Consider the following 11,987-nt stretch of genomic DNA (forward strand, 5'->3'; position numbering starts at 1 on the left):
GCCCCCCCCCGATGATTAACGCTAGCCTGCAGAATAGCAAAATATTTGTATCAGTTTCACCCCAGTACAAGGGGCGAAAATTTGCAGTTTTACAAGGCAACTTTTACATACAGCCACTGCCAACGAATCAATCCCCCGCAAACACAGCGGCAAAAGAATTCGCAATATTCAAAACATCTATTTTGCTACTGCCAGACCAGTCTCAAGCTACTATTCCGAGCGAAAGCGGAGCCGTTGCCAGTCATGGAATTAATGCTTTAAGACTCTGGTCTTTGGCCAACGGCAAAACTTTCCATGTGAACTTATCTAATCCGGATCATCCAGCGTCTGTGATCGTGGCGGATGACATGCCAATACTCGCCCCCGTCGAAGGCGCCTGGGAATTCACAGCAATGATGGCCTGCCATCGAGGCCTAGGGAAACTTGAATTGGCATGGCAGCAAGGCAACCGGAAACAGGTCCGATATATCCATTTTAGCCCCACATATAAGGGCGGCAAGCACGCGCGCAGTTTTCAGTTGGTTAAAGAGCGAATCCAGCTCAAGGAAGGCCCTGCAACATTCAGCCTGAGGATCAATCACAACGGCTTTGTGCCCGATCAGAGAAAGCGCGACGACGCACTCTATTTAATCGCCAACCCAACGCTGAGCTCCCCTCAATGCCTGACCAATCAGAGTGAGGCCACTATCCCTCGCATCGCAAGGGGAAATAATAGCCCAATCGAGAATGGCGATACCTATGTGGCTTCCGTCGTTCCCTTTGCCTCGCCTGAAGACAGCCCGATCTCTATTCAATGGGAGGACGGAAGACTAGAACAGCTCTTCTCGCCACTGCAAGGCCAATTAAAACTTGCCGAAGATTACGGCCACCTTATCAAGGTAGAAGCCAGCAGTTCTGGCACCTTTTGCCTTTATATCAACAAGCAATTCAGCTCCATGCTGAAACTGAATGCAGGTATTAATGCCGTGAATCTGCCAACGCAGTGGCTGCGTGGAGAACCGATTCTGGTGGAAATCCGCGATGCCTCGGGTAGCCAGATCTATCTTGCCCACCCGGTTCTGGCACCGCGGCATCTCACCCCTGCCGATCTGCTGCTCCAGGAAACCAAGCGCCCGTTCCCCACAGACCTCACCTGCCGGGCCAATCACCGCTACCAAGCGCTGCGGGCCCATCTGCGCCATCCCATCCCCGGCATCAGCCAGGACGCGCTGCTGCAAGCGCTGGACACACTGGATGCCGACTACGCCACCTTGCAGCTCAAGCCGCTGAACTTCCCAGAGGTAGCAAATCCTGAAGTTTCTGTGGTGATTCCTGCTCACAACAAGGTGGAGGCCACCTACTACGCCTTAGCGGCACTGCTGCTGGCCCACAACAACACCAGCTTTGAGGTGATTCTTGTGGACGATGGCTCCAGCGATGAAACCGCAGAGATTGAAGAGCTGGTGAGTGGGATCAGGGTGATCCGCAATGCGGAGCCGCTGCGCTTCATCAAGGCCTGCAACAAGGGTGCGAGCGAGGCTCGCGGCACCTATGTGGTGTTGCTTAACAACGACACCGAGGTAACGCTTGGCTGGCTGGATGCCTTAGTGGATGCGTTTCAGCGCTTTGATGGCGTGGGAGCCGTGGGCTCTAAGTTGCTGTATCCCGATGGCACCCTGCAAGACGCTGGGGGAATCATCTGGGGCTCTGGCAATCCCTGGAACTACGGGAACAAGCAGAATCCGTGGGATCCGCGCTTCTGCTACACGCGCCAGGTGGACTACCTGTCCGGTGCAGCCCTGATGACCACCAAGGCGATCTGGGATGAGGTGGGCGGGTTATCGAGTTATCTCGAACCAATGTATTTCGATGACACCGATTTTTCTTTTAAGATACGCGAGGCTGGATACAAGACCTATTTTGTACCCTCGTCTGTGGTGTACCACTTTGAGGGCACTACCAGTGGCACGGACACCAGCTCTGGCTTCAAGAAGTATCAGGAGGTGAACAGGCCGAAGTTCAAGCGGCGCTGGGCGAAGGCCTTTAGCAGACACGGGGAAGAAGGCGTGAACCCCGATCTGGAAAAAGATCGCGGCATCAGCGGCCGCATTCTGTTCATCGATTACACCACCCCGAGGCAAGATCAAGATGCCGGCTCTTACGCCGCCATTCGCGAAATAGAGCTGGTGCAGGCACTGGGCTACAAGGTAACTTTTCTGCCCCAGAACCTGGGCTTCTTTGGCAACTACACCGAGGAGCTGCAGCGCATGGGCGTGGAGGTGATTACCGCACCTTTTTATCTGTCGCTGGCGGCGTTTTTGGAAGATCGCGCCAAGGAATTTGATGCGGCCTATATCACCCGCTACAACGTGGCGGCTGACACGGTGCATCTGATCCGGGAGTTCTCACCGAAGACTCGTATCATCCTCAATAATGCCGATCTGCATTTTCTGCGGGCATTGCGGGCGGCGATCAGCGAAGGCGATGAAGCCAAATTGGAAGCAATGCACGATATCCGGGAGCAGGAGCTGGCGATGATGCGCAGCGTAGATCTGGTGCTCAGTTACAACGAGGTGGAGCATGTGGTGATCAGCTCCCACACCGATGGAGCAGTGAAGGTGATGACCTGCCCGTGGGTTGTCGACATCCCTGAAACCGTGGCACCACTGGCGGGCCGTGCGGGCCTGTCGTTCCTGGGCAGCTTCAAGCACCACCCCAATGCGGAGGGTGTGCAGTGGTTCTGCCGCGAGGTGATGCCCCAGCTGGACGCCCAGCAGCTCAAGCTCTCGATCTATGGCTCAGGCATGGATGACGACATCAAGGAGCTAGCCAGCGACTGGATCGACCCCGTGGGCTACATCGAGGATGTAGCGGATGCCTACCAGCGCCACCGCGTGTTTGTGGCACCGCTCCTGAGTGGTGCGGGCATCAAGGGCAAGGTGCTGAATGCCTTGGCCTATGGCATCCCCACAGTGCTCACACCCACCGCTGCCGAAGGCATCGGCCTACGCCATGGCCATGACTGCCTGATTGCGAAGACACCTGAAGAGTGGGTGGAGGGGATTGCCAGACTTTGTCAAGATGATGACCTATGGGCTTCGATCTCGCATGCTGCTCGGGGCTACGCTGCCAGCCAGTTTTCGTTTGCTGCAGGCAGGCTGAAGATGAAAGCGGCGTTCGAAGCAGTGGATTTGTTCAGCCATACTCATGACTGAGATGAATCAGCCTGCTGAACGCACGATCATCCTGCATTACTTCTTACATAAGATGAATAGGGTGGCATGGCAAGGTAAAATTGGTGAAGCGATTCTCAAGCTCAATGTTGGCAGAAGAATGAACGGGCGATCCTCCCAATTACCAAGAGTGGCATAATGACTAAAGAAAAATGGCCTGAGGAAACTCCGCAGGCCGAGAGCGATGAATCCCACGCCTCAACAAATTCGATACTGTCTGCGTCTATTGCTACCTTTGAGCGCTGCTATTTATGCGGGACTCTTCCCTCTGCCGATAATTATGCAAAAACGAAGGCTGGTCAAGAAGCAATCAATCCACTCGGGCATGGGTAAAGAATGATCATCAACCAGTCGGTCGGGTTTGCCTTTATTCATATTCCTAAGTCTGCTGGAACAAGCGTAACGCAATTCCTTTCTCGATTGAATTCACCATTGGACCTCGAACTTGGTGGAACAGTTTTTGGGGAGAATATTCAACCGGCTTATGCAAAGCGTTACAATCTTCGCAAGCACTCCAGCCTCGCAGAGGCACAAGCCACGATTGCTATGGCACGCCCACCTGCAGATATGTTTATTTTTACTTTCGTGCGGAATCCATATGCACGCCTCGCCTCGATCTTTTCATTTTTACGTCAGTGGCAGGAGTACAATCCTGATTTACTGCTTATAATGAGGTCTTTTACTAACTTTCAGGAATTTGTTGCGTCGGGCTTATTCATGCGTGTTCCTGGCCCAGATGGCATTTTCCGCCCGCAGTGTAATTGGCTCAAGATTGACAACCAGGTATCACAAGATGTTCGGTATTTTAGGATCGAGGAAGTAGCAGTAGCTATCGAGACGATTCGACAAGAACTGGTTAATCGTGGTGCTGATGTAAATCTTTTGCTTGATCCTTTCCCGCAAGCAAACCGATCAAGAAACAAGTCCTTAGATGACGTTCTTGCGCTGCCTGACAAGCTAGTGACTTTAATTAATAGTTATTACGCCGAAGATTTTAGTGCATTTGGCTATCGCAATGCAGGCTTGACGGATGATGGCATTCTTTTTGATTGCAGAAGTAATTTTTAGCCCAAACAAGGAAGCGCGGCGAGTGTCGCCCGCCTTAATTACTTTCTTTATTCAGAGATATATTGCGGTTCATGTATTGCGCGGACCGATTTTTCCGGGGACCTTCTTTGCCAATGTTTACCCATATTCTTCTTCTTTGTAAAATAAGCGGCCATTTGTGTTGGGGTGATACGCCCAGAATCAATTAGATAATCATTGAGATGCTGAATGCAGTCCACAAACTGCGTATCCTCGGCCGAAGTTTTTAAGTAGTTTTGGCCAAAGGATCTGTTTATGAACCTTTCGACAATTCCACCGAAAGCGTAAAAATGAGAATACCCGAATCTTTCATTTATTAACGGCAATATGTCTTGGCTCCGTATTCCCTCAAATCCAGAATGCGAGAAGTCAGTATTTGGAAATTGCTCTGCATATGCACCGCTTCGTACATTCCACTTGTAGCGATCTGGCATCTCGTTCCAGATAATGTCAACAACGTGTTTTGCTTCGGGCCAACTTTGGTGACCGTTCTTACCAATCATGTCCCTTGTCATTAGCAATCCATCATCCTTGAGCGCGCAATAGCACGAGTCCAAGAGATCCTCCAGCATGACAACATGATGAAGGACCTGGTTTGCTATAATAAGATCAAACTGGGAGGAGCCAAGAGAAGAATTGATATCAGCATTTTCAAATGCAACTATATGCGAGACCCGCAGCTTTTCGGCTTCATTTGTTGCCTTGGATGCCAAGTCTTTTGATAGCTCGAAGCCGATAATTTGAACATTTAATATCGCTTGACGTAGCAGTTCTTGAGCTAAAGCGATCTCCACTTCACCATCGCCCGAGCCAAGGCTGGCAACAACGACATGTTCATTGCCAATGGCGGCCTTAATGATAGGCCGCAAATAAAATGAGTTGCCTCCAGAATATCCGAATATCTCTTGTACCCGTGGCTTAAGATACTTTGCAGACCACCATTCTACCATCTCAGGGAGTCTAGAAAAACTTTGTAATTTTTCAAAGTATCGCTTCTCGCCAATTACCCTTTTCGCGTAGTCATCCTTGCCTGCAGTTGCGAACATGCTTCAAGCTCTTAGTGTGGCGATGGCGCGGCGTGTTTTGCGGCGCAAGTTCTTATGAGAGTGGATTGAGAGTGGATGCAAGTCGCTTTCCCTTACTGCATAAGTAAAAGTAACGTAGGGCCCTAGAGCTCTGCCATTACTCTCCACAAATCATATTCAATGCGCTGCTGCTCTGCCAGCAGCTTCACGGGGATCCATTAAGAGTCTTCTGAAATGTTTGACGTGGACCCCGTAAACCGGTTCAGGGTGAATGAGAGTCCTCATCCGGCCAGGCTGTGCCGCAGACTTCACCATGAAACGCACCAGGCTCACAGCGGAGCAGATCATCCGCAAGGTCAAAACCGCCGAGCAGCTGATCGCCCAGGGCAAGACCGTCGCCGACGTCTGCCGTGTCATCGAGTTGACGCAGCCGACCTATCACCGGTGGAGACAGCAATACGGGGGGATGCAGGCCGAGGAGGCCAGGCGGCTCCCCCAGCTGGAGAAGGAGAACGCCCGGCTCAAGAAGCTGCTGGCAGAGACGGAGCTGGAAAAGGCGATGCTCAAGGACCTTGCTAAGGCAAACTTCTTAGCCCGGAACGCCGTCGCAGGGCCGTTGTGGTTCTGTAGGAGCGTTACCGGGCCCAACAGCGTTCTCACCCATCTGGAGGCATCAGTTGAACCGCGTCTACCGGTCAACCTGATTGACACGGAACAGGTGGGAGCCCCATTTCAGGGGCGGTGCCCTGCCTCAGAGGTTAACGATGGGTCTTGTCCAGAAAAACCAGACCACCTCACTCCGGCTGGTCACGACTGTGGATCAGGTCTGGGCCACCGACATCACCTACATCCCGCTGCAGAAAGGCTTCCTCTACCTGATGGCGATCATGGATCCCTTCTCCAGGCATGTGCTCAGCTGGAAGCTCTCCAACAGCCTGGACACAGAGTTCTGTCTGGATGCCCTGAAGATGGCGCTCTCTGACGGACGCAAGCCAGAGATCTTCTACCCCAACCAATGATGCCACTTCAAGTCCTCTGACTTCGTGGCCAGTCAGCGGACTGAGGACATCAGGATCAGCTGGTCAGGAAGGCAGCGCTGCTACGACAACATCCTGGTGGAGAGACTATGGCGCACCGTCAAGTATGCGGAGGTGTACCTGCATGCCTACGGCAGCGGCTGGGAGGCGGAGATCAGTCTGGTGCGCTTCCTGTTGAGGTACTGCCATGTAAGGCCCCATAGCTCGCTGGGAGGCCAAACTCCCCATGAGGTCTACACTGAGACCGAACCGTGTTCCACCTCTGGGGTTAACGATACCGGGGGGCACATCTGTCCAGTAAAAGGCACCCACCTCATTGTGCAACAACTGATTGAAGAACTCCGGGCAACTGATCTTGAGAAGGCAGTGATTTCCTCGGAGGATTTCGAGTACTTATCGCAATACCCAAAGATCCTGAAGGGATTTGTCAGCTCGTTGCGCGAAGACGGCTTCGATCCGGTTTTCATCGTCTTCTTCAGGGAGCGCCATGCATACCTCACAAGTCTTGCCGCCGCCCTAGCCAATCATGGCGCGACGCACGCGATGAAATGGTACAGGGAGTAACTGGCAGTTCACGATGCAATCCTTGTGAAAAAGGATTGGTATTTTGATTTTAACCGAGACCGATTCGTTTCACTTCTAAACGATATAACCAATGCCGAGCTAATCGAGCTTGTCTATGACGCATGTGTGAGGGGAGCAGGGTTTTTATCGATGTTCCTTGAAACGCTGGGCGCGAGCGAAGCCATGATCCTACGTGCCCGAACCTGGCCTCGAATGTATGTCCGCCAGTCTTGAGCTCGTTAGCTACGATGAATTGCCGTTTCTCCGAAGAGGCTGTTGATAGTAATTTCTGATTGATGCAACCCTTTAGAGTTTGACGTCAAGTTGGCAGAGCAATGGCTTGAATCAGCCTGGGGCTGCTTTGAGCAAGCGGTTTTCTCGCAATGGTTGCCTGGCCGCACTAAGCCCCCCAAGCTGAGAGCTCTGAACTAAATGTTGCCCAGAGAATGCTCATTGGAATAACGTATCAAGGTCAACCCATAAGCTCAAGCAAATCGGGGCCAGAAGGCATAAATGCTGGCCGAATGGTTTTAACGAGCTCGTTACGCCGATCAATCCGCTCCTGCGGATCCAGCACCGTTCGATTCACCTCCAACATGGCCATCAGCAACGCTGCGCTCATCGACGTATTAGTCCACGGGATCTGATCAGGTAGTTCTCCGTCTATCGCGCCGGCTACCTTGAGCAGTCTCTGCACCAAGCTTTCTGCAGGCTCATAGGCCAACACCTCCACCCGGGCACCAACAGCTTTCAGATCCTCAATCATGGGCTCGATCCTGAGTTTGGCCTCTTCCTCCTTCAGCCACTGCTGCGGGCTGCGGGTTTCACCCACATAGGGGTCCTTCACCGCCTGGTTGTAGAGCGAGGCTGCCATGCTGCGCAGCTCCCGCTCCACCAGCCAGGGCCCCACTACCTCCATCTCAGAGAGAAACTTCTCAAGCTTGGTCTGCTTATTGACGGTGGTGAGCTCGTAATCCGGAAAGCCGGGCTGCTTGCCGCCCACCAACCCAGTCTTGGAGTGTGATCACAATGCCATTGGCCCGGAGATAGCCTGGGCTTTACAGAGCTTCAATAGCGTCAGGAGCCGCGATTTTCCCAGGGAAAAAAGGGGCGTAGCGGTGTTTTCCCTAGAAATTTGCAGAACCGTTGATATGAAGCCTTAGTGGCCAAATCAACTGTCAGAAGATCTGCGGAGCGACCACTGAAATACTCTTGCACACTGGCAATGTGTGACTCATAGGCTCGAATCAGGCACTTTTTATTGTAAGGATCTCCCGCCGGATAAGCATATATTGTCCGCATCGCGAAGAGCACCCATCCTCTGTAACAGTAGTCAGCACGTGCCAAGTCGTCTTCCGTAGGCATTTTCCCTCCGCCAAATAGCTTAGAGTGAAAAACCACCAGCGAGTGATACCACATCTCGGAGTTTGCGCGAATTGTCAATATAAACTTGCTGCCTGGAAACGACGCATCAAGCGTTTGGTAGGTGTAAGGAAGGCTGAAGGGAATATCCTGGAATGCATCGGCTGTTTGGCAGAAGTCGGAGATGCGAGAAAAGTCGCGACGAGCCCAGTCGGTGATAAAGAGCTCTGCCACAGGCTGGCTTGCAACCCGATACCCAAGTTCTTCGAGAGCGACACGAACTGAGGTGGTTCCAGTCTTGTTAAAACCTATGCAAAAGACTTTACCTTCTCGTGATTGGACAGGAAGTTGCATGGGATGGGGCATTGTAGATTTCTCAGTGCGGCATTCACCAGGCACCGAAGGCCAGTTTCGGGGAAGTGGAACAGCGGTAAAAGCGTGCAATCCCTGAGTAGCAACAAACAAATAGGGACCCGAGATCAAGCACCACGATCAGGTGAAACCTCTCGTCAGCAACTGCTCCTTGCATCTACGAGGGGCAGCCGAGTGGGCCGGAGGCCAAAGTGCGCTGCCACAAAACTATAAAGTTCTTCTCCCCCCTGAGCTCGCGGTTTTCATTGCGGTGCTGGGCCAGCTCGGCTCTTTGATCGCTGTTGAGATGACCCAGTTGTTCATGGGAGTCAAAGACCGCAGCCGATGCGGACCTGACTCAGTTACCAAACCACGCTACCATTGTCCATTCCCAGCTGTAAAGACAAATCAGTGCGGCCGAGGTCTAGTGCGAGGAAGATCTCAACAGAATCCTGCCTTTGCGCGCTGTGAACCGGCACCGTATCTTTGACGGGTTAGTCATCAATGGAAAGTCTAAAGGTAATGACATAACTCCTATCGACCTTTCCACGAAGCCGGTGTATCAACATGCAATATACATGTATTGGCGAATTAGTTTCAATCTACGGTTTAAAGTGAACAAGCCTGCGGGTATCCCCGATGAAATTCCCGATCATTCGGCCAAATATTCCCCCCGTCAAAGCCTGGGCTGGTTATCTTGAAGAAGCATATGATTCGCGGCGGTTTTCCAACTACGGACCACTTTCCCGTCGCCTTGAGTCCTGGCTCGCCATGGAATGGGGCCAGGATTGTACAACTTGCGTTCTTACATCAAGCGGCACCGCAGCGGTTGCTGCTCCGCTCATTGCCAGCGGGATATCTGGCAGAGTCTTGCTGCCAGCCTTCACGTTCCCCGCTACTTACTCCGCCATCAAAATGGCAGGCGCTAAGCCGGTTCTCATAGACGTGTGCCCAGCCGATTGGCGAGTCTCCGCAGATGCCCTGGATGATGCCTTTGCAGCCACAGGTGCACAAGCGGCTATCGTCGTAAGCCCGTTCGGGCTACGGTCTGATTTTTCCACACACGCGAGAATTGCTTCTAGGCACGGAGCCATCCTGATCATCGATAATGCCGCAGGTCTCGGCGTTACACGCGTTCCCCTGGAGTCGTCAGATAATGTGTTCGAGGCATATTCGCTGCACGCTACGAAACCATTTGGGATCGGCGAAGGTGGTGCAATTTTTGCCAACCATTCATCTGAAACGGCACTTCGGAGGGCGCTTAACTTTGGCCTACCTGCCTCTGTGGCCGAGGAGTCGCCGGCGTGGGGAATCAACGGCAAGATTTCCGAGTTCCATGCTGCAGTCGGCTTGGCGGTGGCATCCGTTTTCATAGACCATCTCAGAGCCCGTCGTGCCATGGCAGCCCTCTACGCCGTTGCACTCGCAGACTTTCCGGAGGTGCGCTGCTGTATTGAATTGGACGATAGCGCCTGGCAGGTTTTTCCCCTGCTGCTCCCCACCCGTGAAGCGGCAGATTCATTTGAAGAGCACACTCGCCATCATGGGGTGGAAATTCGACGCTATTACAGCCCTTCGTTGTCTTCATACGCCTCAATTGAAAGAATGGCAAAATGCCATGTTTCGGAAGACCTGTCGCAACGCATGTGCTGCCTCCCCGTTTATTCAAATGCGAGCAAGGCTGAGGTGGCGGAGATAGTCGCCCATATAGCCTCATCACTTCGCCGGGCACTCCGGCGGATTTGAGTCATAAACATAAAGGCCGACATGATGCTTGCAGTAGTAGAGTCTTTGACGCAAAGACTTTGCAATCAAAAAGCTTCTACGCCGGATCAGGTTGAACAATTGCTACCTTAAGACTAAACACAGCAGTTGACAATTCTTCGCATTCTACTGTTGGGCTGTGCATGGGCTTTGCGGGTCTTTCAGCTTTAGCCTGGAGAAGGATTAATCAGTCACTACTATAACGAGAGTCCCAACGCCATGCAGGCGCAACACGATCTTGCGACGTCACCCCGAACACGACTGCCGTGATGGTGGCCATCTTAATTGCCACTAGGGATTCGGCATCGCCGACTACTATCCCAAAATATCGCAGTTCATAGCAACCCTACGCGATCCGTTCAAGCGGACTATCTCCCTCTATTTTTATGTGCGCCAAGGATCTCAACAAGGAGCAAACTGGTGGAAGTCGAGCAAGCCAACTCCGATGACGGGAACTGAATTGTTACCCCAGAAGGAAGAGGGGCTGCTGCCAACGTTTATCCCGATTTCGCTGACGACAGCCAACTTTAAGGAGGTTATAGAATTCTATTTCGTGCAGGTGGGCATCATAGAAAGCCTGACGAATTGCCGCGTATAATCCCATAGGCGCACCACTTGCACTACAATTGGCAATGGTATCCTTTGAAGCTGCACCGAAAGTAATCGGGAGGTGCCCAATGAATTGCGTCAGGACTTCCCGCGACTCCCCCCGCTCAACCATGCTACCTACAACTACATGGCACAGAAGTTCGACTGTTAAGTGCTTAGTTCGGAGAATGGGCAGTTCGCTGGATATCAGTACATAAAACATAAGCGAGGAGCAGCTAGTGAGCCATGTGTCCCTGCAGTCAGGTATTTATTTGCCGTAATCAGGCGCGTCGAGTATTGTCATACAATGAATAGCCAATTTCTTTCTCGAGATCAACTGGAAGAACAGGGGTTCGCCAGCCTCGGCGAGGATGTTCTCCTCCACAGTTCATGCGTGATTGCCGGTGCGGGTCGGATATCGATTGGATCCCACGTCCGTATCGATCCGTTTTGCATCATCACCATGAGCGGTCACCTGCAGATCGGCTCTAGAGTTCACATTTCAGGGCACGTAGCAATCCTTGGCCGCGGGCGCATAGAGATCGGGGACTTCTCCGCCATTTCGCACGGGGTAAAAATTCTTTCATCCTCCGACTCCTTCACATCGGCAGGTATTGCGGGGCCGATGGTTCCCGAGGAATGTCGGAAAGTGATTTCCGAGCCTGTCATGATTGGGCGCCATGTTGTGCTCGGCGTAAACACGGTACTTCTGCCGGGTGCAATCATCGGAGAAGGAGCAACCGTCGGTGCACTATCACTGGTGAAAACAAGCATCGAGCCATGGACCGTAAATGCAGGTGTCCCATGCCGAGTTATTCAGAAACGCGAGCGTAGCGGCACGCTGGAGTGTGAACGCTTGCTCGTCGAGATAGAAAAGCGAAAAAACGTACCTAATTATTTTCCGTAGCAACGCGAGCTATGGGCGATTGGGCGAGTCGCGTCTTTTCTGCATTGGATAGTTAAAGGCCAAACGGTTGGTGCTTACAACCCACAGAAAG

General features: G+C 52.4%; 9 protein-coding genes and 1 pseudogene. 7 read left to right on the plus strand and 3 right to left on the minus strand.

Annotated elements, in window-relative coordinates; genetic code table 11:
• The first annotated feature begins 11 nt into the window (after nucleotides 1-11).
• Entirely contained in the window at nucleotides 12-3,194 is a 3,183-nt protein-coding gene (locus tag U9970_RS11770) for a glycosyltransferase (protein ID WP_322764342.1), read from the plus strand.
• A gap of 354 nt (nucleotides 3,195-3,548) precedes the next feature.
• A complete protein-coding gene (locus U9970_RS11775) occupies nucleotides 3,549-4,280 on the plus strand; it encodes a sulfotransferase family 2 domain-containing protein (RefSeq protein WP_322764343.1) in 732 nt (243 codons plus the stop codon).
• A 47-nt stretch (nucleotides 4,281-4,327) separates the two neighbouring features.
• Here the strand turns inward: U9970_RS11775 and U9970_RS11780 are convergent, their stop codons facing one another.
• Nucleotides 4,328-5,344: a class I SAM-dependent methyltransferase gene (locus tag U9970_RS11780; protein WP_322764344.1), complete on the minus strand. Its 1,017-nt coding sequence runs from the start codon at nucleotides 5,342-5,344 to the stop codon at nucleotides 4,328-4,330.
• A gap of 292 nt (nucleotides 5,345-5,636) precedes the next feature.
• Between U9970_RS11780 and U9970_RS14295 the strand changes: the two are divergent.
• From U9970_RS14295 to U9970_RS11790, 3 genes and pseudogenes are all read left to right on the plus strand, one after another.
• Nucleotides 5,637-5,801, plus strand: a pseudogene (locus U9970_RS14295) (transposase); the annotation flags it as partial.
• Nucleotides 5,802-6,087: 286 nt separating this feature from the next.
• Entirely contained in the window at nucleotides 6,088-6,342 is a 255-nt protein-coding gene (locus U9970_RS11785) for a DDE-type integrase/transposase/recombinase (protein WP_322764345.1), read from the plus strand.
• Nucleotides 6,343-6,366: 24 nt separating this feature from the next.
• A complete protein-coding gene (locus U9970_RS11790) occupies nucleotides 6,367-6,924 on the plus strand; it encodes an integrase core domain-containing protein (protein WP_322764346.1) in 558 nt (185 codons plus the stop codon).
• 472 nt (nucleotides 6,925-7,396) lie between these two features.
• Here the strand turns inward: U9970_RS11790 and U9970_RS11795 are convergent, their stop codons facing one another.
• Together U9970_RS11795 and U9970_RS11800 are read right to left on the minus strand one after the other, a co-directional pair.
• A complete protein-coding gene (locus U9970_RS11795; RefSeq protein WP_322764347.1) occupies nucleotides 7,397-7,927 on the minus strand; it encodes a hypothetical protein in 531 nt (176 codons plus the stop codon).
• Nucleotides 7,928-8,001: 74 nt separating this feature from the next.
• Nucleotides 8,002-8,640, minus strand: coding sequence for a sulfotransferase (locus U9970_RS11800; protein WP_322764348.1), 639 nt, complete (start codon nucleotides 8,638-8,640; stop codon nucleotides 8,002-8,004).
• A 636-nt stretch (nucleotides 8,641-9,276) separates the two neighbouring features.
• Here U9970_RS11800 and U9970_RS11805 point away from each other — a divergent pair.
• Together U9970_RS11805 and U9970_RS11810 are read left to right on the plus strand one after the other, a co-directional pair.
• The gene (locus U9970_RS11805) at nucleotides 9,277-10,383 is read left to right on the plus strand and encodes a DegT/DnrJ/EryC1/StrS family aminotransferase (protein WP_322764349.1); all 1,107 of its coding nucleotides are present in this window, start codon (nucleotides 9,277-9,279) and stop codon (nucleotides 10,381-10,383) included.
• 913 nt (nucleotides 10,384-11,296) lie between these two features.
• The gene (locus U9970_RS11810; protein ID WP_322764350.1) at nucleotides 11,297-11,896 is read left to right on the plus strand and encodes an acyltransferase; all 600 of its coding nucleotides are present in this window, start codon (nucleotides 11,297-11,299) and stop codon (nucleotides 11,894-11,896) included.
• Nucleotides 11,897-11,987: the final 91 nt, after the last annotated feature.

Source organism: Cyanobium usitatum str. Tous (assembly GCF_963920485.1).
Classification (GTDB): Bacteria; Cyanobacteriota; Cyanobacteriia; order PCC-6307; family Cyanobiaceae; genus Cyanobium_A; species Cyanobium_A usitatum_A.

Bases quoted from the DNA above. Each gene is read 5' to 3' on its own strand.
- U9970_RS11775 (WP_322764343.1), top strand. From the start codon at position 3,549: ATGATCATCAACCAGTCGGTCGGGTTTGCCTTTATTCATATTCCTAAG.
- U9970_RS11805 (WP_322764349.1), top strand. From the start codon at position 9,277: ATGAAATTCCCGATCATTCGGCCAAATATTCCCCCCGTCAAAGCCTGG.
- U9970_RS11810 (WP_322764350.1), top strand. From the start codon at position 11,297: ATGAATAGCCAATTTCTTTCTCGAGATCAACTGGAAGAACAGGGGTTC.
- U9970_RS11800 (WP_322764348.1), bottom strand. From the start codon at position 8,640: ATGCAACTTCCTGTCCAATCACGAGAAGGTAAAGTCTTTTGCATAGGT.
- U9970_RS11770 (WP_322764342.1), top strand. From the start codon at position 12: ATGATTAACGCTAGCCTGCAGAATAGCAAAATATTTGTATCAGTTTCA.
- U9970_RS11785 (WP_322764345.1), top strand. From the start codon at position 6,088: ATGGGTCTTGTCCAGAAAAACCAGACCACCTCACTCCGGCTGGTCACG.
- U9970_RS11780 (WP_322764344.1), bottom strand. From the start codon at position 5,344: ATGTTCGCAACTGCAGGCAAGGATGACTACGCGAAAAGGGTAATTGGC.